26 protein-coding genes are annotated in these 26,790 nt (G+C 61.9%); 18 read left to right on the top strand and 8 right to left on the bottom strand.

The window, feature by feature from the left end:
* Positions 1-73 precede the first annotated feature (73 nt).
* On the bottom strand, positions 74-850 hold the full coding sequence (locus tag M0D66_RS28375; protein ID WP_093643561.1) for an enoyl-CoA hydratase: 777 nt from the start codon (positions 848-850) through the stop codon (positions 74-76).
* A gap of 133 nt (positions 851-983) precedes the next feature.
* Here M0D66_RS28375 and paaN point away from each other — a divergent pair, with 133 nt between their 5' ends.
* From paaN to paaK, 5 genes are all read left to right on the top strand, one after another.
* Entirely contained in the window at positions 984-2,684 is a 1,701-nt protein-coding gene (gene paaN, locus M0D66_RS28370; protein ID WP_093643559.1) for a phenylacetic acid degradation protein PaaN, read from the top strand.
* Positions 2,685-2,810: 126 nt separating this feature from the next.
* Entirely contained in the window at positions 2,811-4,013 is a 1,203-nt protein-coding gene (gene pcaF, locus M0D66_RS28365; RefSeq protein ID WP_256455979.1) for a 3-oxoadipyl-CoA thiolase, read from the top strand.
* A 56-nt stretch (positions 4,014-4,069) separates the two neighbouring features.
* On the top strand, positions 4,070-4,861 hold the full coding sequence (paaG, locus tag M0D66_RS28360; protein WP_256455978.1) for a 2-(1,2-epoxy-1,2-dihydrophenyl)acetyl-CoA isomerase PaaG: 792 nt from the start codon (positions 4,070-4,072) through the stop codon (positions 4,859-4,861).
* 1 nt (position 4,862) lies between these two features.
* On the top strand, positions 4,863-5,324 hold the full coding sequence (gene paaI / locus M0D66_RS28355) for a hydroxyphenylacetyl-CoA thioesterase PaaI (RefSeq protein WP_054036751.1): 462 nt from the start codon (positions 4,863-4,865) through the stop codon (positions 5,322-5,324).
* 146 nt (positions 5,325-5,470) lie between these two features.
* A complete protein-coding gene (paaK, locus tag M0D66_RS28350) occupies positions 5,471-6,775 on the top strand; it encodes a phenylacetate--CoA ligase PaaK (protein ID WP_093643552.1) in 1,305 nt (434 codons plus the stop codon).
* A gap of 114 nt (positions 6,776-6,889) precedes the next feature.
* On the opposite strand, the gene M0D66_RS28345 is transcribed toward paaK, so the two are convergent.
* The gene (locus tag M0D66_RS28345) at positions 6,890-8,014 is read right to left on the bottom strand and encodes a murein transglycosylase A (protein WP_093643550.1); all 1,125 of its coding nucleotides are present in this window, start codon (positions 8,012-8,014) and stop codon (positions 6,890-6,892) included.
* Positions 8,015-8,042: 28 nt separating this feature from the next.
* Between M0D66_RS28345 and M0D66_RS28340 the strand changes: the two genes are divergently transcribed.
* Positions 8,043-8,204 carry a hypothetical protein gene (locus M0D66_RS28340; RefSeq protein WP_167378499.1) on the top strand — a complete coding sequence of 54 codons (162 nt, stop codon included), beginning with the start codon at positions 8,043-8,045 and terminating at the stop codon, positions 8,202-8,204.
* Positions 8,205-8,250: 46 nt separating this feature from the next.
* Here the strand turns inward: M0D66_RS28340 and apaG are convergent, their stop codons facing one another.
* The gene (gene apaG / locus M0D66_RS28335; protein WP_054036748.1) at positions 8,251-8,625 is read right to left on the bottom strand and encodes a Co2+/Mg2+ efflux protein ApaG; all 375 of its coding nucleotides are present in this window, start codon (positions 8,623-8,625) and stop codon (positions 8,251-8,253) included.
* A gap of 277 nt (positions 8,626-8,902) precedes the next feature.
* Here apaG and rpe point away from each other — a divergent pair, with 277 nt between their 5' ends.
* The 8 genes from rpe (at position 8,903) to M0D66_RS28295 (ending at position 16,175) form a co-directional block, all read left to right on the top strand.
* Positions 8,903-9,586 (top strand): ribulose-phosphate 3-epimerase, encoded by a 684-nt coding sequence (rpe, locus tag M0D66_RS28330; protein ID WP_028199698.1) that lies wholly within the window; start codon positions 8,903-8,905, stop codon positions 9,584-9,586.
* 15 nt (positions 9,587-9,601) lie between these two features.
* A complete protein-coding gene (locus M0D66_RS28325) occupies positions 9,602-10,318 on the top strand; it encodes a phosphoglycolate phosphatase (protein ID WP_266212291.1) in 717 nt (238 codons plus the stop codon).
* Positions 10,319-10,688: 370 nt separating this feature from the next.
* Positions 10,689-12,182, top strand: a complete 1,494-nt coding sequence (gene trpE / locus M0D66_RS28320) for an anthranilate synthase component I (RefSeq protein ID WP_054036746.1) — start codon at positions 10,689-10,691, stop codon at positions 12,180-12,182.
* A gap of 13 nt (positions 12,183-12,195) precedes the next feature.
* Positions 12,196-12,783, top strand: a complete 588-nt coding sequence (locus M0D66_RS28315; RefSeq protein ID WP_054036698.1) for an aminodeoxychorismate/anthranilate synthase component II — start codon at positions 12,196-12,198, stop codon at positions 12,781-12,783.
* 17 nt (positions 12,784-12,800) lie between these two features.
* Entirely contained in the window at positions 12,801-13,832 is a 1,032-nt protein-coding gene (gene trpD / locus M0D66_RS28310; RefSeq protein WP_054036695.1) for an anthranilate phosphoribosyltransferase, read from the top strand.
* A gap of 18 nt (positions 13,833-13,850) precedes the next feature.
* Entirely contained in the window at positions 13,851-14,636 is a 786-nt protein-coding gene (trpC, locus tag M0D66_RS28305) for an indole-3-glycerol phosphate synthase TrpC (RefSeq protein WP_093643542.1), read from the top strand.
* A 39-nt stretch (positions 14,637-14,675) separates the two neighbouring features.
* The gene (locus M0D66_RS28300; protein ID WP_266212290.1) at positions 14,676-15,302 is read left to right on the top strand and encodes a CYTH domain-containing protein; all 627 of its coding nucleotides are present in this window, start codon (positions 14,676-14,678) and stop codon (positions 15,300-15,302) included.
* A gap of 33 nt (positions 15,303-15,335) precedes the next feature.
* The gene (locus M0D66_RS28295) at positions 15,336-16,175 is read left to right on the top strand and encodes a uracil-DNA glycosylase (RefSeq protein WP_266212289.1); all 840 of its coding nucleotides are present in this window, start codon (positions 15,336-15,338) and stop codon (positions 16,173-16,175) included.
* A gap of 138 nt (positions 16,176-16,313) precedes the next feature.
* On the opposite strand, the gene M0D66_RS28290 is transcribed toward M0D66_RS28295, so the two are convergent.
* From M0D66_RS28290 to M0D66_RS28275, 4 genes are all read right to left on the bottom strand, one after another.
* Positions 16,314-16,910 carry an FMN-dependent NADH-azoreductase gene (locus M0D66_RS28290; RefSeq protein WP_054036687.1) on the bottom strand — a complete coding sequence of 199 codons (597 nt, stop codon included), beginning with the start codon at positions 16,908-16,910 and terminating at the stop codon, positions 16,314-16,316.
* 154 nt (positions 16,911-17,064) lie between these two features.
* Positions 17,065-18,855, bottom strand: a complete 1,791-nt coding sequence (locus tag M0D66_RS28285) for a M61 family metallopeptidase (protein ID WP_266212288.1) — start codon at positions 18,853-18,855, stop codon at positions 17,065-17,067.
* A 94-nt stretch (positions 18,856-18,949) separates the two neighbouring features.
* Entirely contained in the window at positions 18,950-19,675 is a 726-nt protein-coding gene (locus tag M0D66_RS28280; RefSeq protein WP_266212287.1) for a DsbC family protein, read from the bottom strand.
* 133 nt (positions 19,676-19,808) lie between these two features.
* Entirely contained in the window at positions 19,809-20,981 is a 1,173-nt protein-coding gene (locus M0D66_RS28275; protein WP_256455972.1) for a UbiH/UbiF family hydroxylase, read from the bottom strand.
* A gap of 262 nt (positions 20,982-21,243) precedes the next feature.
* Here M0D66_RS28275 and ychF point away from each other — a divergent pair, with 262 nt between their 5' ends.
* Positions 21,244-22,338 carry a redox-regulated ATPase YchF gene (gene ychF, locus M0D66_RS28270; protein WP_054036679.1) on the top strand — a complete coding sequence of 365 codons (1,095 nt, stop codon included), beginning with the start codon at positions 21,244-21,246 and terminating at the stop codon, positions 22,336-22,338.
* Positions 22,339-22,424: 86 nt separating this feature from the next.
* Here ychF and M0D66_RS28265 read toward each other — a convergent pair whose 3' ends face one another.
* Complete coding sequence (locus M0D66_RS28265; protein ID WP_266212294.1) at positions 22,425-23,369, bottom strand: glycerophosphodiester phosphodiesterase family protein; 945 nt, start codon at positions 23,367-23,369, stop codon at positions 22,425-22,427.
* 283 nt (positions 23,370-23,652) lie between these two features.
* Here M0D66_RS28265 and ugpB point away from each other — a divergent pair, with 283 nt between their 5' ends.
* From ugpB to ugpE, 3 genes are all read left to right on the top strand, one after another.
* Complete coding sequence (ugpB, locus tag M0D66_RS28260) at positions 23,653-24,978, top strand: sn-glycerol-3-phosphate ABC transporter substrate-binding protein UgpB (protein ID WP_266212286.1); 1,326 nt, start codon at positions 23,653-23,655, stop codon at positions 24,976-24,978.
* A gap of 75 nt (positions 24,979-25,053) precedes the next feature.
* Entirely contained in the window at positions 25,054-25,938 is an 885-nt protein-coding gene (ugpA, locus tag M0D66_RS28255) for a sn-glycerol-3-phosphate ABC transporter permease UgpA (protein WP_054036671.1), read from the top strand.
* The gene (gene ugpE, locus M0D66_RS28250; protein WP_054036669.1) at positions 25,935-26,780 is read left to right on the top strand and encodes a sn-glycerol-3-phosphate ABC transporter permease UgpE; all 846 of its coding nucleotides are present in this window, start codon (positions 25,935-25,937) and stop codon (positions 26,778-26,780) included. Before ugpA ends, ugpE begins: the two co-directional genes overlap by 4 nt.
* Positions 26,781-26,790: the final 10 nt, after the last annotated feature.

The raw sequence follows: 26,790 nt of genomic DNA, 5'->3' as shown, positions 1-26,790 counted from the left end.
GTGTCCGAAGCACGAAAGAGCGAGATTCTAGCGAGCCGCACGGCCCCTTGCAAGCGTTATTTTGACAAGCGTATTAACGATGCTTGAAAACCGGTTTGCGCTTCTCAACGAACGCGGCCATCCCTTCCTTCTGATCTTCCGTAGCGAAGAGCGAATGGAAGAGGCGTCGCTCGAAATGCACGCCCTCTGCGAGCGTCGTTTCGTATGCGCGGTTAACCGATTCCTTGATCATCATCACCGCCGGCAACGGGAATTCAGCGATGGTCGCGGCCGCAGCCACCGCCTCGTCAAGCAGCGAAGCCGCGGGAATCACCCGCGAGACCAATCCGGCACGCTCGGCCTCGGCAGCGTCCATGAAGCGGGCGGTCAAGCAGAGATCCATCGCTTTCGCCTTGGAGACTGCGCGCGGAAGCCGCTGTGTGCCGCCGGCACCCGGCATGATGCCCAGCTTGATTTCCGGCTGACCGAACTTCGCAGTGTCGGCGGCGAGAATGATGTCGCACATCATCGCCAGCTCGCAACCGCCACCAAGCGCGAAGCCCGCCACCGCAGCGATAATCGGCTTGCGGATCGAGCGCACCGTTTCCCAGTTGCGGGTGATGTAGTCGCCTTTGTAGACGTCCATATAGGTATAGGTCGCCATCATCCCGATGTCGGCTCCAGCGGCGAACGCTTTCTCGCTGCCCGTCACCACGATCGCACCAATCGCGTCGTCGGCATCGAACTCCCGTAGCGCCGCGCCCAATTCGTCCATCAACGCGTCGTTCAGTGCGTTCAACGCCTTCGGGCGATTCAATGTGACCAAACCCACCCGTCCACGCGTCTCAACCAGAATGTTCTCGTAAGCCATGCCGCCTCCTTATGCTTAATGGTGCGCAAAAAACGCTTCGCGCAGCCGTCTCAGTAATGCTACCATTAGCCAACCAACCGGTCGGTCAATTATTCGACAGGCTTTCCCCAACGTACAGCCAAGCCCCTCTGCCATGACACATCCGCTATTCACCAAGCACGAAGACACGCTGCAAAAGGCACTCACCGCGGTTGAAACGCGCGGCTACTGGAGCCCGTTCGTCGAGATGCCCAGTCCGAAAGTGTACGGGGAAACAGCAAGCGCAGACGGCGAAGCCGCATTCAAAGCGCTTCTGAACAAGACGTTCGAACTGGACCAGCCATCGACCGGAGAAACCGTCGGCGCTGAAGTCTCGCCGTTCGGCTTCCCGCTCGGCGTGCGCTATCCGAAGGCCGATCCTGATGCGTTGATCGCCGCAGCCGCCGTGGCACAGCGCGATTGGCGCGCGGCCGGCCCGCAGGCGTGGATCGGTGTGTGCCTCGAAATCCTCGCGCGAGTGAATCGCGCCAGCTTCGAAATCGGCTACAGCGTGATGCACACGACCGGCCAGGCATTCATGATGGCCTTCCAGGCTGGCGGCCCGCATGCGCAAGACCGTGCCCTCGAAGCGGTCGTGTACGCGTGGGACCAACTGCGCCGCATTCCCGCCGACGCTCACTGGGAAAAGCCGCAAGGCAAAAATCCGCCGCTTGCAATGCACAAGCGCTACACGGTCGTGCCGCGCGGCACCGGCCTCGTGCTCGGCTGCTGCACCTTCCCGACATGGAACGGCTATCCGGGCCTCTTTGCTGATCTGGCCACCGGCAACACGGTCATCGTCAAACCGCACCCGGGCGCGATTCTGCCCCTCGCGCTGACTGTACGCATCGCACGCGATGTGCTGCGCGAAGCCGGATTCGATCCGAACGTTGTTACGCTGCTGGCCACCGAACCGAACGATGGCGCGCTGGTCCAGGACCTCGCTCTGCGCCCTGAAATCAAGTTGATCGATTTCACGGGCAGCACTCAAAACGGCACCTGGCTCGAGCGCAATGCACACCAGGCTCAGGTCTACACCGAAAAAGCCGGCGTCAACCAGATCGTGATCGACTCGGTCGACGACATCAAAGCCGCCGCTCGCAATATCGCCTTCTCGCTGGCGCTGTACTCGGGACAAATGTGCACCGCGCCGCAAAACATCTATGTGCCGCGCAACGGCATCCGCACCGCTGAGGGCACGCTCGGCTTCGACGAAGTCGCTCAGGCTATCGCCGGCGCCGTGCAAAAACTGGTCGCCGACCCGGCTCGCGCCGTTGAACTGCTTGGCGCGATCCAGAACGAAGGTGTCACCCAGCGCATCGAGGAAGCCTGCAAGCTCGGCCGCGTTCTAGTAGAAAGCCAATCGCTGGAACATCGGGCCTTTGCCGGCGCCCGTGTGCGAACACCGCTCGTGCTCCAACTGGACGCCGCCACCGACCACGCGCAGTTCACCAAAGAATGGTTCGGCCCGATCTCCTTCGTGATCGCGACGGAGTCGACCGCGCAGTCGCTCGACCTTGCCGGCGCAATCGCTGCCGAGCACGGAGCACTGACGCTGTCGGTCTACAGCACGGACGAGGCCGTACTCAACGAAGCGCATGAAGCATCGATCCGCGGCGGCGTAGCACTCTCAATCAATTTGACGGGCGGCGTATTCGTCAATCAATCGGCGGCCTTCTCCGACTTCCACGGCACGGGCGCAAACCCGGCGGCAAATGCCGCGCTGGCCGACGCAGCCTTTGTCGCAAACCGCTTCCGCGTCGTTCAAAGTCGCGTTCATGTTGAACCGAAAGCGGCGCCGGCGGTAGCTGGCTGAATGGCATAAGACAAAAGCACGGCTTTCGCCCTATGCCGTTTGGCCGAATGGACCGAGCCGTGCACCCCAACTAACATGAGACATCGGATTGGCAAGTCCCGCTAATCCGGCCCAGCAGGAATCCACATGAACGACGCCTTCATTTGCGACGCGATTCGCACCCCAATCGGCCGCTACGGCGGCGCCCTGAAGGATGTCCGTGCCGACGACCTCGGCGCAGTACCGATCAGGGCGTTGATCGAGCGCAATGCCGGTGTCGACTGGCAGGCACTCGACGACGTGATCTATGGCTGTGCCAATCAGGCCGGTGACGACAACCGTAACGTGGCTCGCATGGCGGCTTTGTTGGCCGGCTTACCCACGGCTGCGTCGGGCACAACCATCAACCGTCTGTGCGGCTCGGGTATGGACGCGGTCGGTACCGCAGCGCGCGCCATCAAGGCCGGCGAAGCGCGGCTGATGATTGCAGGCGGCGTCGAAAGCATGACGCGCGCGCCGTTCGTAATGGGCAAGGCCACCAGTGCATTTTCACGGCAGGCCGATATTTACGACACGACCATCGGCTGGCGTTTCATCAATCCGTTGATGAAGCGTCAATACGGCGTCGATTCGATGCCGGAGACCGCGGAAAACGTGGCCATCGAGTTCGGCATAAGCCGCGCCGATCAGGACGCCTTTGCTCTGGCGAGTCAGCAAAAAGCATCTCGCGCACAGCGCGACGGCACGCTCGCTCAGGAAATCGTCGGCGTTGAAATTGCGCAGAAGAAAGGCGACCCCGTACGCGTGACGCTCGACGAGCATCCGCGCGAAACGTCGCTCGAAAGCCTGGGCAAGCTCAAGGGCGTGGTTCGTCCCGACGGCAGCGTAACCGCCGGCAATGCATCGGGTGTGAACGACGGTGCGTGTGCACTGTTGCTCGCAAATCAGGAAGCTGCCGATCAATACGGATTGCGTCGCCGCGCACGCGTGGTGGGCATGGCAACGGCAGGCGTGGAGCCGCGCATTATGGGTATCGGCCCGGCGCCGGCCACGCAAAAGCTGTTGAAGCAACTGAACATGACACTCGAGCAATTCGACGTGATCGAGTTGAACGAAGCCTTCGCGTCGCAAGGACTGGCGGTCTTGCGCACGCTCGGCTTGCGCGACGACGATCCGCGTGTCAATCCGAACGGTGGAGCGATTGCGCTCGGCCACCCGCTCGGCGCTTCCGGCGCGCGCTTGATCACTACCGCGCTTTATCAGTTGGAACGAATCAACGGCCGCTTTGCGCTTTGCACGATGTGTATCGGCGTAGGCCAAGGCATTGCATTGGTAATCGAGCGGCTCTGACACTAACGCCGCCGCCCATTGCACCGCCGATCAAAGAGACTTTGAGGAGACACCCAATGTCATATGAAGCGATTCGCCTCGACATCGATACATCGAGCCGCGTGGCGACCATCACGCTGAACCGCCCGGACAAGCTCAACAGCTTTACCCGCGCGATGCACCAGGAATTGAGCGACGCACTCGGCCAGGTCGAGGCGTCCGGCGCGCGCGCGCTCGTGCTGACCGGCGCGGGCCGCGGCTTCTGCGCAGGACAGGATCTCGCGGATCTCGACTTCACGCCAGGCGCAATGACCGATCTGGGCGAACTGATCAACGCGCATTTCAATCCGTTGATTCGCCGCCTGCAGGCACTGCCGTTGCCCGTGATTGCCGCGGTCAACGGCACGGCCGCCGGTGCCGGCGCCAATCTCGCACTGGCTTGCGATCTCGTGCTTGCCGCTCGTTCGGCCAGCTTCATTCAGGCCTTCGTGAAGATCGGTCTGGTGCCGGACTCGGGCGGCACGTGGTTCCTGCCGCAACGCGTCGGTATGGCCCGCGCCTTGGGTCTCGCCATCACCGGCGACAAACTGAGCGCGGAGAAAGCCGAAAGCTGGGGGCTGATCTGGCAAGCGGTTGACGACACCGAGCTAGCCGCCACGGCAAGCAAGCTCGCGGCCCAACTGGCGCAGCAGCCCACGCGCGCTATCGCTGCGATCAAGCAGGCAATGCGCGCCGGGGCGACGCAAACGCTGGATCAGCAACTCGATCTCGAACGCGATCTGCAACGCGAACTCGGTGCTTCGCACGATTACGCGGAAGGCGTGCAAGCGTTCGTGGAAAAACGCGCACCGCGCTTCGAGGGTCGCTGATATGTCCGCGCAACCGAACCACCCCGCTCAAATGACACCTGACGAACTCGCTCGCGCAACCGCGGCCGCCATGTACGAAAACGACGCGTGCAGCCGTGCGCTCGGTCTCGAAATCGTAGAAGTGCGCCCAGGATACGCGCGCCTGCGCATGGCCGTGCGCGACGACTTCCTCAACGGCCATCAGATTTGCCACGGCGGCCTGATTTTCACGCTCGCTGATTCGACATTCGCTTTCGCTTGCAACACGTACAACATCAACACCGTCGCAGCGGGTTGCTCGATCGAGTTCCTGCGGCCGGTGAAAGGCGGCGACGTGTTGACTGCCGAAGCGGTCGAGCAAACCTTGAGCGGCCGCACCGGCATTTACGATATTCGCGTCACGAATCGCGCAGAGGAGACCGTGGCGATGTTTCGCGGCAAATCGGCACAGATCAAAGGCAACCTGATTCCTACCGGCGATTGAACAGCAGATTGAACGGCACAGCCGCGACACGTTCGCGACCTATTGCCAGCACCTATATAGATAGTAGATAGCAGCGAGTCCCCGGTTTTTGCGCGCGAGCGCACCGCACCCCAGACCCAAGCATTGAGGCAGCAAGGAGACATTCGATGACCACCGCCCTTCCGCTCGATCCCATCGAGACAGCCAGCCGCGACGAACTCGCCGCGCTCCAACTCGAACGGCTCAAATGGTCGCTGAACCACGCTTATGAAAATTCGCCGGTGTATCGGCAAAAATTCGATGAAGCCGGCGTTCACCCGAGCGAAGTGAAGACTCTCGCGGACCTCGCGCGCTTCCCGTTCACCACCAAGAAGGATCTGCGCGACAGCTACCCTTTCGGCATGTTCGCAGTGCCGCAGGAACAGATCTCGCGGATCCACGCGTCGTCTGGAACAACGGGCAAGCCGACGGTCGTTGGCTACACGGCGCGCGATATCGATACGTGGGCGAATCTCGTCGCACGTTCGATCCGTGCCGCGGGGGCGAAGCGCGGCGACAAAGTTCACGTGAGTTACGGCTACGGTTTGTTCACAGGCGGCCTCGGCGCACACTACGGCGCGGAGCGCGCCGGGCTGACGGTGATCCCGTTCGGCGGCGGTCAGACTGAAAAGCAGGTGCAACTGATTCAGGACTTCCGGCCCGACATCATCATGGTGACGCCGAGCTATATGCTGTCGATCGCCGACGAACTTGAACGGCAAGGCATCGATCCGGCGAATTGCTCGCTGCGCCTCGGCATCTTCGGTGCGGAACCATGGACCAATGACATGCGTCAGGCGATCGAAAAGCGCATGGGCATCGACGCTGTGGATATCTACGGTCTGTCTGAAGTGATGGGACCTGGTGTCGCTTCGGAATGCGTCGAGACCAAAGATGGCCCGACCATCTGGGAAGACCATTTCTACCCCGAGATCATTGATCCCGAGACTGGCGAAGTGCTGCCGGACGGTGAGCTCGGCGAGCTGGTATTCACGTCGTTGACCAAGGAAGCGCTGCCAATCATCCGTTACCGAACGCGCGATCTGACCCGCCTCCTGCCAGGCAGCGCACGTACCATGCGCCGCATGGAAAAGATCACGGGCCGCTCGGACGACATGATGATCGTGCGCGGCGTCAACGTGTTCCCGACGCAGATCGAAGAATTGCTACTCAAGCAACACGCCCTCGCGCCGCACTATCAAATCGTGCTGACGAAGGAAGGCCCGCTCGATGTATTGACGTTGAACGTCGAGCCTTGCCCGGAATCAGCGCCGGATACTGCCGCGTTGACCACGGCAAAACAGGCGTTGACCTACGACATCAAGGCACTGATCGGCGTCAGCGCCATCGTGAACGTGCTGGGTGTGAACGGTATCGAGCGTTCGGTGGGCAAGGCACGGCGTGTGGTAGACAAACGGAAGTCGGGGCTTTAAGCGAAGCGCCGAAGGTTGATGCTTGATAACGGGGCTGACCGGTGTCAGCGCCGTTATCAAACCAGAAGCCAGAAACCAGCGATCAGGAAAACCCCGCCGCCCGCCGCCAAACCCTCACGAATTCGGCAACAACAACCACATCCGGCCGCCCTGCTTCATCTTGCCGGCCAGATCGCCGGCGTCGTCGCCGAGACCCCAGAAGTAGTCCGCGCGCACGCCGCCTTTGATCGCGGACCCCGTGTCCTGCGCAAAGACGAGGCGGTTCATCGGCGAGTTCGTCAACGGTCGCGTGGTCTGCAAGAACACCGGCGTACCTAGCGGAATCGAAGTCGGATCCACCGCGATCGATCGCTCCGGCGTCAACGGCACGCCCAATGCACCGATCGGACCATCCGCACCGCCGCTCGGCGCACTCTCGCCGGACGGCATCTCGCGGAAGAACACGAAGCGCGGATTGGTATCGAGCAATGCGTCGACCCGCGCCGGATTCGCGCGCGCCCATGCCTTGATGCCTTGCATGGTCGCCTGCGCCGGCGTCAGTTCACCGCGATCGAGCAGCCACCGTCCAATCGACTTGTACGGTTGATTGTTCGTGCCGCCAAATCCGACCCGCATCACGCTGCCGTCTTCCATCACGACGCGCCCGGAGCCTTGCACCTGCAGGAAGAACGCTTCGATCGGATCGTCGACCCACACGAGTTCATTGCCGTTGAGCACGCCCGCACGCTCGAGTTGCGCACGCGCCGGCAGCGGCGCACCCGCGCGATAACCGGAAGGCCAGCGATACAGCGCCGTCTGATACACACCATGCCGCGTGCGCGAACCGCGCAGCAACGGCTCGTAGTAGCCGGTGACGAGGCCATCGAGCGTGCCGTCGTTATTGGCTAACTGGAAAGGCGTGAAATACGCCTCGAAAAATGCCCGTGCACTGGTGACGTCCAGATCGTCGATCTGCGAAGCCGCCGCGCATGCGCGGGCCCAGTTGGGTTGACGCGCAAGCCTCAGGCAGTTTTGCCGCAATGCGGCCGTCGCGCCGATCAGGGAATCGTCCTGCCACCCTGGCACCTGCTGCCAGGCCACGGCTGTCAGCCGCGTCGCGGCGATCTGCCCGGGTATGATCGCGGCACCCGTGGGCGGCGAAACCGAAGGCCGCACTGCACCGCCGCCTCCGCAGGAAGCCAGCATTACCGCCACCGAAAGCGCGCCGAGCCATGCTCCGGCCGTGCGGACAAAACGCATACAATGTTCGTTCTTGATGGAAACCGCCATGTCTGATCTGTTCGACGAATACCCGATGCTCATCTTCGCGCTGGAATCGCTCCTCGCGCTCTTCCTGCTCGTCTTTATCGTTGTCTGGACGTCGTCCGGCAAGAAGAAGGCCGCCAGCGCCGCCACCGATGAACAGCAAAAGCAGCAAAAATCCCAGTAAAGCTGCGCTGTAAAGCTTTTTAAAGACCGCGAGCCGCGCTCTCGGTTCAATGCAAAGTACGCGGCATCCGCAGAATGAACTCTGGTACAGGTGCGTCGAAGCGCTCGCCGTCCTCAGCAACGCAGAAATAGTCGCCACGCATAGTGCCAACGGGCGTGGCGATCACGGCCCAACTCGTATATTCGAAGTGCTCGCCCGGTTTGAGCAGCGGCTGATGCCCGACCACGCCCAGGCCTTTCACTTCCTGAACATTGTTTTCGCTGTCGGTGATCACCCAGTGACGCGCAATCAACTGCGCGGGCACCTGACCGCTGTTACGGATGGTCAGCGTGTATGCAAACGCATACTGGCGGCGCTCCGGGTCCGACTCTTCGGGCAGAAACTGCACCTGCGCCGAGACGCTGAATTCGTACTGGCTCATCCTGATTCCGGTCTGGTGAAACGGAGTGTGAAAAATCGCGGGAAGCCCCGAACGCCAATGGTTTGCGGGCACATTGGCGAAGCGGCGCCTATGGTTTGGCATTCTGCTTGATGCGCGGCATGCCCGCAACCGGACAAATCCCTTTGGCCAAGGGCCGCTAAGGCGTTTTGTCACTTTCGCCATGCGTTGTCGGTGCCGGCCTCAACTCGCCCCCAAGCCGGTTCGGAAGCGTACAAACCGGTAAAATGGTGTTTTCCCGCTTGCATCCGCCCCCGCCATGACGCAATTCCGCATTGCCCCCAGCATTCTGTCCGCCGATTTCGCCCGCCTTGGCGAGGAAGTCCGCAACGTTGTCGCCGCCGGCGCCGACTGGATTCACTTCGACGTGATGGACAACCATTATGTGCCGAACTTGACAATCGGCCCGCTCGTCTGCGAAGCGATCCGCCCGCACGTGGACGTCCCGATCGACGTGCACCTGATGGTGCGCCCGGTCGACCGCATCGTGCCGGACTTCGCCAAGGCCGGCGCGAACCTGATCAGCTTTCACCCGGAAGGCTCGGATCACATCGACCGCACGCTGTCGCTGATTCGCGACCACGGTTGCAAGGCCGGCCTCGTGTTCAATCCGGCCACATCGCTGAACCATCTGGACTACGTGATGGACAAGGTCGATCTGGTGCTGATCATGTCGGTGAATCCGGGCTTCGGCGGTCAATCGTTCATTCCTGAGGCGCTCGTCAAACTGCGCGAAGCGCGCAAGCGGATCGATGCCTACAAGGAAAAGACCGGCCGCGAGATTCACCTCGAAGTGGACGGCGGCGTGAAGGTCGACAACATCGCCGAAATCGCCGCGGCTGGCGCGGACACGTTCGTGGCAGGCTCGGCGATCTTCGGTGCGCCGGATCACAAGGCGGTGATCGACAAGATGCGCGCCGCACTCGCCAACATCGAGCACTGATATCCCGCACGAGAAATGACGACTCCGTTCCCTGTCCCGACCTTCACCGGCCCGCGCCTGCAAGCCGCGATCATCGACCTCGACGGCACGATGATCGATACCGCAGACGATTTCACCGCCGGCCTGAACGGCATGCTTGCGCAACTCGACGCGACGGAAACCTCGCGCGAGGAAGTGGTCGGCTACATCGGCAAGGGCTCGGAGAATCTGATTCGCCGCGTGCTGGCCGAGCGCTTCGAAACGGACCACGCACAGGACCGTTTCGACGAGGCGCTCGCGATCTATCAGGAGGAGTACGCCAAAATCAACGGCGTGCACACGCGGCTGTACCCCGAGGTCGAAGCCGGCCTCAGCGCCATGCGCGATGCCGGCCTCAAACTCGCGTGCGTCACCAACAAGCCGCACCGGTTCGCGGTCGAATTGCTGGAGCAATACGGGCTCAGCCAGTATTTCAGCGTCGTGCTCGGCGGCGACAGCCTGCCGAAAAAGAAGCCTGATCCGCTGCCGATGATCACCGCCGCAGCGCAGCTAGGTGTCACACCGGAAACCACGGTCGCCATCGGCGATTCGGAAAACGATGCGCTGGCAGGCCGCGCGGCAGGCATGGCGACGCTGACGCTGCCGTACGGCTACAACCACGGCCGGTCTGTACAAGAAATAAAATCCGATGGTATAGTTGCCTCGCTGCTCGATGCCGCCAAGGCTATCGCAGCGCACCATTCCACGACCTGAAAAGTCCCTCATCCTCATGTTTCTGAATAAAAAACGGAGTCTGATTAGCATCGACCGGGGAGCCTGGCCCTGGCGTCGCTGGTCGCGCTAACCTCGCCTGAGGTACGCTGAAGCTCGTCTTCGGCAACCGTTTTTTACTTCGCTGCGCTCACGCGTTTTTTCCATCACCTTGTTTCGCTGCATCGGTTGATTTGGCGTTCGTGTACCCGCAAAGTACATCTGTGCGCTGAAATCCCTTGCATGCGTCGATGGGAAACTCGCGCCGGTCGGTATCATCGTGTCGAAACGTCGAACGAACGCCTGACCGGCTGCGTAGCGCCCCGCTTTGTCCGACGCATAGTGCCGTCTGACGTACGTACAGGATCGGAACATGACCGAACTCGAATTCCAGTCCCTCGCCAACGAGGGTTTCAACCGCATTCCGCTGATCGCCGAAGCGCTCGCCGACCTCGAAACGCCGCTCTCGCTGTACCTGAAGCTTGCGCAGAGTGAACGCAACGGCGCTAACTCGTTCCTGCTGGAATCGGTGGTGGGCGGTGAGCGTTTTGGCCGCTATTCGTTCATCGGATTGCCGGCGCGCACGCTGCTGCGCACCCGCAACGGCGTATCGGAAGTCGTACGCGACGGCAAAGTCGTCGAAACGCACGAGGGCGATCCGCTCGAGTTCATCCAGCAATTCCAGGGCCGCTTCAAAGTGGCGCAGCGCCCCGGTTTGCCGCGTTTCGCTGGCGGCCTCGCGGGCTACTTCGGCTACGACGCGGTGCGCTACATCGAGAAAAAGCTCGCGCACACCGCACCGAAAGACGATCTGAATCTGCCGGACATTCAGTTGCTGCTCACCGAAGAAGTCGCGGTGATCGACAACCTCGCGGGCAAGCTCTACCTGGTGGTGTACTCCGATCCGACGCAGCCTGAGGCGTACACCAAAGCCAAGCAGCGTCTGCGTGAATTGCGTCAGCGTTTGCGCACGACCGTGCAGCCGCCGGTCACGTCGGCCAGCGTGCGCACCGAGACCTACCGCGAGTTCGCCAAAGACGATTACCTCGCCGCCGTGCGCCAGGCGAAGGAATACATCGCCGCCGGCGAGTTGATGCAGGTGCAGGTCGGCCAGCGTCTGATCAAGCCATACCGCGACAATCCGCTGTCGCTGTATCGCGCGCTGCGCTCGCTGAATCCGTCGCCCTATATGTACTTCTACAACTTCGGCGACTTCCACGTAGTCGGCGCATCGCCCGAAATTCTGGTGCGTCAGGAAAAGCGTGGCGAAGATCGCATCGTGACGATCCGGCCGCTCGCCGGCACCCGTCCACGCGGCAACACACCGGAACGCGACGCAGAGCTCGCCACCGAACTGCTGAACGATCCGAAGGAAATCGCCGAACACGTGATGCTGATCGACCTCGCGCGTAACGACGTGGGCCGTATTTCGCAGATCGGTTCGGTGGTCGTCACCGATCAGATGGTGATCGAGAAGTACTCGCACGTGCAGCACATCGTGAGCTCGGTCGAAGGGAAGCTGAAGCCCGGCACCACCAACTTCGACGTGTTGCGCGCCACCTTCCCGGCCGGCACGTTGTCCGGCGCGCCGAAGGTTCGCGCGATGGAATTGATCGACGAACTGGAACCGGTGAAACGCGGCCTCTACGGCGGCGCCGTCGGCTATCTGTCGTTCACCGGCGAAATGGATCTTGCGATCACGATCCGCACCGGCGTGATCGCAAACGGCAATCTGTATGTGCAGGCGGCAGCGGGTGTAGTCGCGGATTCGGTGCCGGAATCCGAATGGCAAGAGACCGAGAACAAGGCGCGCGCCGTGCTGCGCGCCGCCGAGCAGGTTCAAGACGGCCTCGATAGCGACTTCTGACCGGAGACACACCATGCTGCTTATGATCGACAACTACGACTCGTTCACCTACAACCTGGTGCAGTACTTCGGCGAACTCGGCGAAGACGTGCGCACCTATCGGAACGACGAAATCACGCTTGACGAAATTGCGAAGCTCAATCCGGAGCGCATTTGCCTGTCGCCCGGCCCGAGCAACCCGCAACATGCCGGCATCACCCTTGACGTGCTGCGCGAATTCGCCGGCAAGACGCCAATTCTCGGCGTATGCCTCGGCCATCAGGCGATCGGCGAAGCATTCGGCGGCCGCGTAGTGCGCGCGCAAACCATCATGCACGGCAAGGTCAGCACGATCGAAACCGACTGCAAAGGCGTATTCGCTGATCTGCCGAAGCATTTCGTCGTGACGCGTTATCACTCGCTCGCGATCGAACGCGAATCGCTGCCTGACTGCCTCGAAGTGTCGGCATGGACCGAAGACGGCGAAATCATGGGCGTGCGTCACAAGGAACTGGCCGTTGAAGGCGTGCAGTTCCATCCGGAATCGATCCTGTCCGAACACGGTCACGCCTTGCTCGAAAACTTCGTGAAGCAGTCGAAGACCGCTCACCGCACCGCTTGATAAAGAGAGACGAAATCATGTCGATTACGCCCCAGGAAGCGCTGCAACGCACGATCGAGCACCGCGAAATTTTCCACGACGAAATGCTGCATCTGATGCGGCTCATCATGCGCGGCGAACTATCGCCCGTGATGTCGGCGGCGATCATTACCGGCTTGCGCGTCAAAAAAGAGACCATCGGCGAAATCACCGCCGCCGCCACGGTGATGCGTGAATTTGCCCGGCACGTCGAGGTGCAGGACAACTCAAACTTCGTCGATATCGTCGGCACCGGCGGCGACGGCTCGCACACCTTCAATATTTCCACGGCGACGATGTTCGTCTCGGCTGCGGCGGGCGCTAAAGTCGCGAAGCACGGCGGCCGCGGCGTGTCGAGCAAGTCAGGCAGCGCGGACGTGCTCGAAGCACTCGGCGTGAACATCGATCTGCAACCGGAACAGGTGGCGGCGTCGATTGCGGAAACCGGCATGGGTTTCATGTTCGCGCCGAACCATCATCCGGCCATGAAGAACATCGCGCCGGTGCGGCGCGAACTCGGCGTGCGGACCATCTTCAATATTCTTGGGCCACTGACCAATCCGGCCGGCGCGCCGAATCAACTGATGGGCGTGTTCCATGGGGACCTCGTCGGTATTCAGGTGCGCGTGATGCAGCGTCTCGGCGCGAAGCACGTGCTGGTGGTGTACGGTATGGACGGCATGGACGAGGTTTCGCTCGGCGCGGCGACGCAAGTCGGCGAGCTGCGCGACGGCCAGATCCACGAGTACGAAATTCACCCGGAAGACTTCGGCATGCAGATGGTGTCGAACCGTACGCTGAAAGTAGCCGACGCCGCCGAGTCCAAACTGATGCTGCTCGAAGCGCTCGACAACAAGCCGGGCGTTGCGCGTGAAATCGTCACGCTGAACGCGGGCACGGCGCTCTATTCGGCGAACGTGGCGGCGTCGATTGCGGACGGCATCCAGTTGGCCCGCGAAGCGATCGCGAGCGGCAAGGCACGCGCGAAGGTCGACGACCTGGTCCGCTTCACCCAGCAATTCAAGCAGTAATTACGTAGCGAGACACTCATGAGCGACATCCTCGACCGCATCATCTCGGTCAAACGCGAAGAAGTCCGCGCGGCTGAACAGAGCGCGCCGCTCGAAGAGCTGCGCCTCGAAGCATCCTCGCGCGACATCCGCGATTTCGTCGGCGCATTGCGCGCGAAACATGCGGCCGGCCTGGCCGCGGTGATCTCCGAAGTGAAGAAGGCAAGCCCGTCGAAAGGCGTGCTGCGCGAAAACTTCGTCCCCGCCGAAATCGCGCGTTCGTATGAGAAGCACGGTGCGGCCTGCTTGTCCGTACTCACCGACGTCCAGTTCTTCCAGGGCAGCGTGGCATATCTCGAGGAGGCGCGCGCCGCCTGCAGCCTGCCGGTGCTGCGCAAGGACTTCATCGTGGATCCGTACCAGATCGTCGAAGCCCGTGCGATGGGTGCCGACGCGATCCTGCTGATCGCGGCCGCGCTGGAAACCTCGCAGATGCAGGACCTCGAAGCGCTCGCGCATTCGTTAGGCCTCGCAGTGCTGGTCGAAGTGCATGACCACAATGAGCTGATGGAATCGCTGACGTTGAAGACGCCGCTGATCGGCATCAACAACCGCAACCTGCGCACCTTCGAAACATCGATCGAGACGACCATCGGCATGCTCGAATCGATTCCGGACGACCGCATCGTCGTCACGGAGTCGGGCATTCTGTCGCGTCAGGATGTCGAACGTCTGCGGGCGATGGACGTGCATACGTTTCTCGTCGGCGAGGCGTTCATGCGCGCGGAAGAGCCGGGTGTGGAACTTGCGCGTATGTTTTTCTAAGCGCAAGTTTCACATTCAGCGAACGCAGCGGAGCACACGATGGGCATGGAACGTGAAATCAAGCTGGCGCTGCCGGTGAGCCAGGTGGAAGCGGCGACAAAGTGGTTCGTCGCACGCACTGGCAAAGAGGGTCGCCCAATCGAATTGGCGAATATCTACTTCGATACGCCGGGGCTTGCGCTGGCTACGTCGAAAAGCGCGCTGCGTCTGCGGCATACGCCGGACGGCTGGCTGCAAACGTTCAAGACCGTGGGTAACGCGAAGGATGGACTGCATAGCCGGCACGAGTGGGAAATGCCGGTGGCGGGTGAGAAGCTCGAAATCGACGCCTTGCTGCACGCATGCGACGAACCCGCTGCCGCCGAGGCCTTGCGCCAGGCGGCGTCTGAACTGATCGAACTGTTCCGCACGAATTTCACGCGAATGCTGTGGAATGTCGAACTGGATGGCTCGAAAGTCGAAGCCGCGATCGACCAAGGCAATGTGCTTGCCGAAGTGAACGGTGAAACCCGCCGCGCGCCGATCTCAGAAGTCGAACTCGAACTGAAGTCCGGCGACGAAGCCGCACTCAACACGCTCGCGAGCGAACTCGGCAAACAGGTCGCCGGCCTTGCACCGGACAACATTAGCAAGGCACAACGCGGGTATCAGTTGCGGGCATCTTGAGCAACAGCACGTTTGCTGCGACACTTCCCCGCCATGACCTCAGCTTCCCGCACCCGCTCCAATTCGTCGCAAGCCTCGTTGTTCGGCGACGCCTCTGCCACGCCGGCCGGCGCAAACGCGCAGCCGAAGACACCGCCCGCCGTCGACCAACTGCCGCCAACGCTTGAAGCCCAATTTGCCGCCCTGCCCCCGGCCTGGCGCGCACACCTCAAACCGTTCATCGAAAGCGACGCCTACGCGCCCTTGTGCCGTTTCGTCGACGGTGAGCGCGCGGCCGGCAAAACCGTTTATCCCGCCGACGTCTTCCGCGCTCTGCGTCTCACCAGCCCCGACGAAGTCAAAGTCGTGATCCTCGGCCAGGATCCGTATCACGGTGAAGACCGCGGCACGCCGCAAGCACACGGACTGGCGTTTTCAGTCGCGCCGAACGTACGCACGCCGCCGTCGCTGCGCAACATCTTCAAGGAGATCGCCGCGAGCCTCGGCCACGAGCCGCCGCGTCATGGCTGCCTCGATACATGGGCCAAACAGGGCGTGCTGCTATTGAACACGGTGCTGACCGTCGAGCGCGATTCGGCCGCTAGTCACGCGAAACGCGGCTGGGAGAAATGTACCGATACGCTGATCCACGAACTGGCCATGCGCCATGACGGCCTCGTGTTCATGCTGTGGGGCGCGCATGCGCAAGCCAAACGCGCGCTGCTCGGCGGCAAGTCGCATTACGTGCTGGAAGCGCCGCATCCCTCGCCGCTGTCGGCGCATCGCGGCTTTCTCGGCTGCGGACACTTTGCGTCGGCTAACGACTATCTCGTGAAGCACGGCCGTGAACCGATCGACTGGCGCTTGCCCGACGAAGCGCAGATGCTGGCCTAACGCCCGTCGCGCGAAGCACTCCGACACCGGCCACCCAAGACCACTACCGCAAAAACAAAAACGCCACGGCATTCACACCCCGTGGCGTTTTTCATTCCACCGCGCCGCGATCACGCCGCGCGGGACAAACCTCAAACCTTACGCAGCAGCGATCGCTTCACGCGCGCCAGCCAATGCGGCGGTAGCAGCGTCCGGGCCCATGTTCAGGCCTTCGGCGTAGATGAAGTTCACATCGGTCATGCCGAGGAAGCCGAGGAAGCTCTTCAGGTACGGCGTTTGGCTGTCGTTCGGCGTGCCCAGATACTTGCCGCCGCGTGCCGAAACCACGTGGACCTTCTTACCCTTCACGAGACCTTCCGGACCGTTCGCCGTATATTGGAACGTGATGCCGGCGCGTGCGATGAAGTCGAAGTACGTCTTCAGTTGCGACGAGATGCCGAAGTTGTACATCGGTGCGCCGATCACGATGATGTCGGCGGCTTGCAGTTCGGCGATCAGCGCTTCGCTGCGTGCAGCGATCGCGGCTTGTTCCGGCGTGCGCTGGTCAGCCGGCGTGAAGAACGCGCCGAGGACGGCGTCGTCCAGGTGCGGCAGCGGTTCAGCTTGCAGGTTACGGACGACGACTTGCGCGCCCGAATTCGATTGTTGCAGCTTTGCGGTCAGCTCGTTGACGAGAAGCGTCGAGTTCGCGCCTTGCGAGCGGGCTGCCGAGTTAATTTGCAGGATCGTGGTCATGGTTGACTCCAGTAGGGGCGCGCAGTTTTGCGCGAGTGGAGCCATTGTGATTTTTTACCTGCCCGGGAAAAAGCCATCCGGCAGCGAAGGATTGTTGCACCAGTAGAACAATCCCCCGCCCTGAACCACCGATTAAGGGCTGTCCGGATTACGATCAGCTTGCCAGCCAACGCTCCCGCGCCTTGCGCGTGACCGGCCGTTTATCGGTGACGGTCAGCTTGTAGCGCGCCACGTCCGGCCCGTCCAGCTTGACTTGCGCGATGCGCAGCTCGTCGCGGCGGAAGGCGTGGACTTCGACCTTCGCGCCCGGCAGATAGCGCGACAGCAGCGAATCAAGATTCGAGCCGGTGACGCGCAGACCGTCGAGTGCGATCAGCACATCGCCCGCCGAGAGGCCGGCTTTTTGCGCCGCGCTGCCGTCGTGAACGGCCGCCAGCGTGCAATCCGCCCCGCCCCGCACGCGCGCGCCGAGCGACGGCTTGCCATTCTTCTCGAGTTCGGGAGCAAGCGTGACGCCAAAAGGTACCAGCAACGAGTCGAGAGGCAGATCGCGTGTACCGTGGACGGCTTCGGCGAACAACTCGCCCAGCTGCACGCCGGTCGCTTCAGCAAAAATCGCCTCGACTTCGCTTTCTTCGACACCAACGGGCTTGCCGCGGTAGAAGTCGCGCCCAAAGCGCTGCCATAGCAGACGCATCACGTCGTCGAGCGATTTGCGGTTGTCAGTCTGCGCACGAATCGTCAGATCGAATGCAAGCGCGACGAGCGAGCCCTTGGTGTAATAGCTGACGATCGCGTTCGGCGCATTTTCGTCCTGCCGATAGTATTTGACCCAGGCGTCGAACGAGCTCTCGGCCACCGTCTGCTTAAGACGGCCGCTGCCGCGCTGCACGCCACCAACAACTTTGCCGAGCAGGCCGAAATAGTCGTCTTGCGAAATCAGGCCGCTGCGCACCAGGATCAGATCGTCGTAGTAAGAGGTGAAGCCTTCGAACAGCCACAGCAGCGACGTGTAGTTTTCGACGCTCAGGTCGTACGGCGCGAACACAGCCGGCTTGATGCGCTTCACGTTCCAGGTGTGAAAGTATTCGTGGCTGCACAGTCCGAGGTAGGTCCGGTAGCCCTCGCTGGGCGCGTCGCGCCCTTCCACCGGCAGATCGCCGCGGTTGCAGATCAACGCCGTCGAGGCGCGATGCTCCAGTCCGCCATAACCATCGGTGACGGCCTGCGTCATGAACACGTAGCGATCCATCGGCGCTTTCTTCGACTTCGGCTCGAACAGCGCGATCTGCGTTTCGCAGATACGCTTCAGATCGGCGGACAGACGAGCCATATCGAGGCCGATCACGCGACCCGCGATCACGATGTCGTGCGGCACACCGTGCGCCTTGAAGGTCGCAAGTGCGAATTCGCCCAACGTCACCGGATGATCGATCAACTCATCGTAGTTATGCGCGCGATATTCGCCGAAGCCATAACGCTTCGTGCCCCGTGCCTCCGGCAAAGCAGTGGCGACACGCCAATCACGATACGCCGCGCCTTCCGGCTTCTGGATATCGACCAGGCACTGTGCGTCTTCGTGACCGAGCGGCGACAGAAATACGCTGGTGCCGTTGAAAAAGCCCATCGTGTCGTCCAGATGCGCGGCGCGCACCGACAGATCCCATGCATACACCTCGTAGCGCAGCGTCAACGCGCCTTTGACCGGCGCGGCCTGCCACGTGTGCTTGTCGGTCTTTTCGACGCGCACCTTACGGCCCGCTTCATTGGTGGCCCGCAACGTGACGATATTGCGCGCGAACTCGCGCACCATATAGCTGCCCGGAATCCACACCGGCAGCATAAAACGCTGGCCGGCCGGATCGGGATCGGCGACGGTCACGGTGACTTCGAACAGGTGGGCGGCGGGTTGCTTCGGAACGATGGTGTAGCGGATCGGCTTCATCGGCGGCGACTAGAAGTGTTCTGGCGGGGAGGTTCGGGCTTGATGTGAAAGGAGGCGCACTGCGCGCCTCCTTTCTTCGACTGATGCCGCGTGCTCAGTGCACGGCGGACATTTCCTTGTCCAGCCGGTCGGCCGGCACGGCGCCGGGCAGGCGGCGGCCGTCGGCGAGGAACACGGTCGGCGTACCGTCGACGTTCATCGCGCGGCCGAGCGCCAGGTTCTTGTCGATCGCGGCGGTGTCGCAGGTGCCGGCTGCCGTAGGCGCCTGATGATCCTGCATCCACGATTCCCATGCCTTCGCGCGGTCGGTCGAGCACCAGATCGACTTCGACTTGGCTGTCGAGTCCGGCGACAGCACCGGGTACAGGAAGGTATAGACCGTGACGTTATCGATCGACTTGAGCGAGGTCTCGAGCTGCTTGCAGTACGGGCAGTTCGGATCGGAGAACACGGCGATCTTGCGCGCGCCGTTGCCCTTTACGACCTTCACCGCGTTCGCGAACGGCAGGCTCGCGAAGTCGATCCGGTTGGTCTCAGCCAGACGCGCTTCCGTCAGATTCTTGCGGGTCTTCGCGTCGACCAGATCACCGAGCATGAGGTAATCACCGTTCGCATCGCTATAGATGATCTGCGTGCCGAGATTCACTTCATAGATGCCGGCAATCGGCGACTTCGTCACGCTCTTGATCGTCACGTCAGTCAGACGCGTTTGCAGGGTGGCTTTGAGCTTGTCGGTGGCCTGGTCGGCCTGTGCGGAGCAGCCGATTGCGACGGCAGCGATCGCGAGCACGGCGGCCGCGACGCGGAAGGATTTTTTCATGCTGAATTCCTGGAGTTCAATCGCGCGTGAGGCGCGTTTTTTTGGGGCGTTTCTGGTCTGACCAGAATGGCGTCCATCCGTTCATGATACCCGTCTCGCCGGCCGCGTATGCCGCCTCGGGCGCATTACCCCATTAGCCGAGCGCGGCCGATACCAGCCAGCGCTTGATGAACGGCTGCGCGCCGACAAACGCCATGCCGGTATTGCGCAGCACCTTGGCAAATGGACCGGGCGCCGAGAAGAGTTTTTGCAGGCCGTCGGTGGCGATCATCAGCGCGCGGATGTCCTCGCGGCGGGCGCGTTCGTAGCGGCGCAGCAGCACCATGTCGCCGAGATCACGGAACGCTTCCTTCCCGGCAACCGTTTCGGCAAGCGCCGCGACATCGCGCAAACCGAGGTTCATGCCCTGGCCCGCCAACGGGTGAATCAGATGCGCGGCGTCGCCAACCAGCGCGACGTGCGGCGCCACGAGCTTATCGACGGTTTGGAGTGCCAGCGGGAAGCCTTGCGCGGGCGTCACGCATTCCAGCGCGCCGAACTGCTCGCCCGTCACGCGTTCCACTTCGGCGGCGAGTTGCGCTGGGTCGAGCGCAAGCAGTTGCTCGGCGTGCTCGGTGCGCGCCGACCAGACCAGGGACACGTGGCCGTCCGGCATCGGCAGCAGCGCGATGATTTCGCCGTCCCTGAACCATTGATAGGCGGTTTCGCTGTGCGGCTTTTCGGCCTTGAAATTCGCGACCACGCCGGTTTGCTTATAGTCGCGCCGATCCATTTTCGAGCCGATCTGCGCGCGCACCCACGAATGCGCACCGTCCGCGCCGACCACCAGATCGGCCTCGAGCACGTTGCCGTTGGCAAGACCGACGCTTGCGCCGTCGGCGGTAAAGTCCAGCGCCTGTGCGCGCGTGTCGATCCAGGTGAGATTCGGCTGGAAACGCAGCGCGGCATCCAGCGCACGCTCGATCACGGACGACTCGACGATCCACGCCAATTGCGGCACGGACGCCTGAAACGCGGAAAAGTGGAGTTCGGCGTGCGCATCGCCATAGACGCGCATGTCGTAGACGGGCCCGAGCTTGGACAGATCGAGCGCCTGCCAGACCCGCAACCGCTCCAGCAGAGCCTGCGAACTCGACGACAGTGCGTAGACCCGCGAGTCGAAAGTGGAGCCAGCCGCCAGCGCCGCGCAGGGTTGCGCGAGCAGCGCCACGCGCAGTCCGCCTTGCGTCAGCGCCAGCGCCGCGGTCTTGCCGACGAGCCCGCCGCCGATCACGGCGGCATCAAAGGTCTGGTGGTGTGCGTTCATCCGCGCATTATAGCCGCGGGGGTTGCGGGGGACGGATCGAGCGCCCCGCTCTACCGCTGGCAGATCAAGAACCCCATCCGAACGGGTTACAATTGCGCTTTCCGTGACAAAACTCGCCCAGAATCGTCGAGGCAACGCCCCGATCTGGTGTCTTGTCCCGCTCCGCTGCACTCGCTTCGCCCCGCCAAACGCGAAGGCTTTCCGAATCCTGCACACAGCGTCGAGCGCATCACGCAACTTACTGATTCACTGAAGGATTTCCATGAGCCTCAAATGCGGCATCGTCGGCCTGCCTAACGTCGGCAAGTCCACCCTGTTCAACGCGCTGACCAAGGCGGGCATTGCCGCCGAAAACTATCCGTTCTGCACGATCGAGCCGAACGTCGGCATCGTCGAAGTACCGGACGCGCGTCTGAAGGCGCTCGCCGAAATCGTCAAGCCGGAGCGCATCCTGCCGGCGGTGGTGGAATTCGTTGACATCGCCGGTCTCGTGGCCGGTGCGAGCAAGGGCGAAGGCCTGGGCAACCAGTTCCTCGCGAACATTCGCGAAACCGATGCGATCACGCACGTGGTGCGCTGCTTCGAAGACGAAAACGTGATTCACGTCGCGAACAAGGTCGATCCGCTGTCGGATATCGAAGTGATCAACACCGAGTTGGCGCTGGCCGACCTCGCGACCGTCGAAAAAGCGCTGTCGCGCTATTCGAAGGCGGCCAAGTCGGGTAACGACAAGGAGGCCATCAAGAACGCCGCGGTGCTGGAAAAGGTGCGAGCCCAGCTCGATCAGGCCAAGCCGGTCCGCGCGCTCGACCTGTCGGATGAAGAAAAGGCCACGCTCAAGCCGTTCTGCCTGATCACCGCCAAGCCGACCATGTACGTCGCCAACGTGAAGGACGACGGTTTCGAGAACAATCCGCACCTCGACGCAGTCACGAAGTTCGCTGCCGCCGAAGGCGCGCCGGTCGTCGCCGTGTGCGCAGCGATCGAAGCGGAGATCGCCGACCTCGAAGAAGCGGACATGGAAGTGTTTCTCCAGGACATGGGCATGGACGAGCCGGGCCTGAACCGCGTGATTCGTGCGGCTTTCAAGTTGCTGGGCCTGCAAACCTACTTCACGGCCGGCGTGAAGGAAGTGCGCGCGTGGACGATCCATATCGGCGATACCGCACCGCAGGCAGCGGGCGCGATCCACACCGACTTCGAGCGCGGCTTCATTCGCGCGCAGACGATCGCCTTCAACGACTACATCACCTACAAGGGTGAACAAGGTGCGAAGGAAGCCGGCAAGATGCGCGCGGAAGGCAAGGAATACGTCGTCCACGACGGCGACGTGATGAACTTCCTGTTCAACGTTTGAGGCTTCGCCTCGGCGTCAGACGGCGATCAGCGAAAGGCTGAGCGCCGCCATACTGGAAGAAGAAGGCCCGCGAAATGCGGGCTTTTTTATTGCCCGCTCTGCGCGCCCTTCCGCGCCTCACACCGCAGCGGCGTAGCCATATTTGCCTTGACCGCCGCCATTTGCAGCGGCGAATCGACCAGCACCGCATCGATCCCCAGACACGCCGCCGCCCGATAATCGTCCGCGTCGTTCACCGCGATCGCGACGATCCGCACGTCGGGCTTCCGCCGGAAACACGCGACCGTCGCGGGCGTCCACAAGCTTGCCTGCACTTCCGAGCGCCCCTCGCCGAGCGTGAATTTTTCCACCACCGTCATCTGCCGGTGCAATTCGAATGCTGCGGCGGTGTGTTCAGCCGGTGCGTCCACACAGCCCTGGTTGAGCAGTACGCGCACAAGCCGCGCCCGCGTCGTGTCCCGCGACTCGAACAGTCTGGCCTGCGAATAGGCCGCAAAGCTCTGTTGATAGTCCGCCTCGGTCGAATAAATCGTCACGCGCGACCACGCGCTTTCTTCGGTGAGCACTTGCGCCACCGCCTGAGCCTGGGGTGCAGCCGGCAGTGCTTTCATATCCAGGATGATCGGCATGGCCGGCGGGATGGTGCGCAACGCTTCGCGCAGCGTCGGAATACCGAGCGGGTGATCGCGATAGGGATATGTGGCGCCGCGGCGAAAACTCCAGCCGGCGTTCACACGCGCGAGTTCTGCCGCCGTGAAGGCGGACACCGGCCCCTTCGTATCGGTCAACGCCGACAGATCGGCCGGCCGGTACAACACCGGCACGCCGTCCTTGCTCAACTGAACCGTGAGCCACATTGCGTCGGCATGATGGGCGATCGACAGGCGAATCGCTTCGAGCGTGTTTTCGGGCGCGTCGCCCGTGCCGCCGCGATGCGCGATGACCTTCGGCAACGAGGTCACCGTCGACGGCCCGTCATTCGTCGTGGTGCGCGTCAGCGCACATCCCGCGAGCAGGATGAGACTCGCCATCGAGCCGAAAACCGCCAATCGTACTGAACTCTGCATCTGGAATCCTGATTAATAAGCACGCTGATCAACCGTGCATGTTTCCGTTTCGTGACAGCCGATGTTAAATTGCGGCAGTCGGCGCCTCTCAAAGGCGGGCCTCCGCCTGGCAGCTGACTCCGGACTGTCATCGAACACAAATAGAATCGCGCGATTCCCATCCGCGCCCGTTCCGTCAGCAATCAATTGCATGGGACCGGAGTAAGCGCTAAAGCGCTAACTCCGGTCGACAAAGGAGATCAAATCGATGCGTTGCAAGCCGTTATTCCGTTCACTTTCCGTTGCCGCCGTATTGAGCTTCGGCATTAGCCAGGCAGCCCAAGCCGCCACTGAAATCCAGTTCTGGCACGCCATGGAAGCCGCTCTCGGCGAGCGTCTGAACGACATCGCCAACGCGTTCAACGCGTCGCAAAGCGACTACAAGATCGTACCGGTGTTCAAGGGCAGCTACGACCAGACGCTCGCCGCCGGCATCGCGGCTTATCGCAGCGGCAACGCGCCGGCCATTCTGCAGGTGTACGAAGTCGGCACCGCGACAATGATGCAGGCGAAGAAAGCCGTGATTCCGGTCTCGGAAGTGTTCAAGCAAGCGGGCGTACCGCTCGACGAAAAGGCCTTCGTGCCGACCATCGCCAGCTATTACAGCGACTCCAAGACCGGCGAACTGATCTCGATGCCGTTCAACAGCTCGACGCCGGTGTTGTACTACAACAAGGACGCGTTCAAGAAAGCCGGACTCGATCCGAATCAGCCGCCGAAGACCTGGGCCGAATTGCAGGTGGACGCACAGAAGCTGAAGGCATCGGGCATGGCGTGCGGTTATTCGTCGGGCTGGCAGAGCTGGATTCAGCTCGAAAACTATAGCGCCTGGCATGGCGCGCCATTCGCGTCGAAGAACAACGGGTTCGACGGCGCCGACGCGCAGTTGGAATTCAACAAGCCGCTGCAAGTCGCGCACATCCAGTTCCTGCAGAACATGCAGAAGGAAGGCACCTTCACGTACGTCGGCCGCAAGGACGAACCGGTGTCGAAGTTCTATAGCGGTGACTGCGGGATCATCACGAACTCGTCGGGCTCGCTTGCCACGATCAAGAAGTACGCGAAGTTTAATTTTGGCACCGGCATGATGCCGTACGACGCCAGCGTGAAGGGCGCGCCGCAGAACGCGATCATCGGCGGGGCGAGCCTGTGGGTGCTGTCGGGTAAAGATCCGGCGGTGTACAAGGGCGTGGCGAAGTTCATGTCTTATCTGTCGTCGGCGCCGGTTGCCGCGAAGTGGCATCAGGACACCGGCTACCTGCCGGTCACGACCGCCGCGTATCAGTTGACCCAGCAGCAAGGCTTCTACGAGAAGAATCCGGGCAGCGATACCGCGATCAAGCAGATGCTTAATAAACCGCCCCTGCCGTACACGAAGGGCTTGCGTCTGGGCAACATGCCGCAGATCCGCACCGTGATCGACGAGGAACTCGAACAGGTTTGGGCGGACAAGAAGACGCCGCAACAGGCACTCGATTCGTCGGTGTCGCGTGGCGACGAGTTGCTGCGCCGCTTTGAGAAAGCCGGTAACTAACCAGGCACCAGCCGGCAAGGTTTCGGTGCATTCGCACCGAAACCTGTCGTTGTAGAAGAACCTCGGGAATTCTCAATGGAAAAGCGCTCCAGCTTCGGCACCAGCGTGCTGCCCTACCTGCTTGTCGCGCCGCAACTCCTGATCACGCTGCTGTTCTTTCTGTGGCCGGCAGGCGAAGCGCTGTGGCAATCCACGCAGAGTCAGGACGCGTTCGGCACGTCGAGCGAGTTTGTCGGGCTTGCCAATTTCAAGCAGTTGTTCGCCGATCCGCTTTACCTGTCGTCGTTCAATACGACGCTGATTTTCTGTGCGCTCGTCACCGTGTTCGGATTGGTGATTTCGCTTCTGCTGGCGGTCTGTGCGGATCGCGTGACACGCGGCGCCAAGGCTTATCAGACACTGCTGATCTGGCCGTACGCTGTGGCACCCGCGATCGCCGCCGTGTTGTGGTCGTTCCTGTTCAATCCGAGCATCGGCCTCGTCACCTATGCGCTCGCCAAGTACGGCATCGTGTGGAATCACGCATTGAATGCGGGCCAGGCGATGTTTCTGGTGGTGCTGGCTTCGGTGTGGAAGCAGGTCAGCTACAACTTTCTGTTCTTCTACGCCGGCTTGCAGGCAATTCCGCGTTCGCTGATCGAAGCGGCGGCCATCGACGGCGCCGGTCCGGTCAGGCGCTTCTTCGGCATCGCGCTGCCATTGCTTTCGCCGACCAGCTTCTTCCTGCTGGTGATCAATATCACCTACGCCTTCTTCGACACCTTCCCGGTGATCGACGCCGCCACCGGCGGCGGTCCGGCGCAGTCCACCCGCACGCTGATCTACAAGATTTTCGCCGAAGGCTTCCAGGGGCTGGACATCGGCAGTTCGGGCGCGCAGTCCGTCATCCTGATGGTGATCGTCGTCGCATTGACGGTCGTGCAATTCCGCTTCATCGAACGCAGGGTTCAATACTCATGATCGAGAACCGCCGCGGTTTCGACCTCTTCTGCCATGCGGTGCTGATTCTCGGCGTCGTGCTGGTGGTGTTTCCGGTGTACGTCGCGTTTTGTGCGGCGACGATGAGCGAGCATGAGATATTCAGCGTGCCGCTGTCGCTGGTGCCGAGCACGCATCTGTTCGAGAACATTGCGACGGTCTGGTCGCATGGCAGCGGCAATGCGGCGGCGCCGTTCGGCCGCATGCTGTTCAACAGCCTCGTGATGGCGCTGGTGATATCGATCGGCAAGATCGCCATCTCGATGATCTCCGCGTACGCGATCGTGTTTTTCCGCTTTCCGTTTCGCAATCTGTCGTTCTGGCTGATCTTCATCACGCTGATGCTGCCGGTCGAAGTGCGGATCTTTCCGACCGTGCAGGTTGTGTCGTCGCTGCATATGAGCAATACGTACAGCGGTTTGACCTTGCCGCTGATCGCGTCGGCCACCGCCACGTTCCTGTTCCGCCAGTTCTTCATGACGCTGCCGGATGAGCTGATGGAAGCAGCGCGTATCGACGGCGCGGGCGCGATGCGTTTCTTCTGGGACGTGGTGCTGCCGCTGTCGAAAACGAATATGGCGGCGCTCTTTGTCATCACGTTCATTTACGGTTGGAATCAGTATCTGTGGCCGATCCTGATTACGAGCCAGCAATCGCTGACCACCGCCGTGGTCGGCATCAAAAGCATGATCGCGTCGGGCGACACCGCAACTGAATGGCACCTCGTGATGACCGCGACGCTGCTTGCGATGCTGCCGCCGCTCGCCGTCGTGCTGACGATGCAACGCTGGTTCGTGCGCGGACTGGTGGACTCGGAGAAGTAACTCGCGCAGC

Source organism: Paraburkholderia sp. SECH2, assembly GCF_030464795.1.
In the GTDB taxonomy this organism is placed as follows: Bacteria; Pseudomonadota; Gammaproteobacteria; order Burkholderiales; family Burkholderiaceae; genus Paraburkholderia; species Paraburkholderia aspalathi.
Note: the sequence above shows the minus strand (reverse complement) of the source record. Positions and strands in the feature narration are given on the sequence as shown.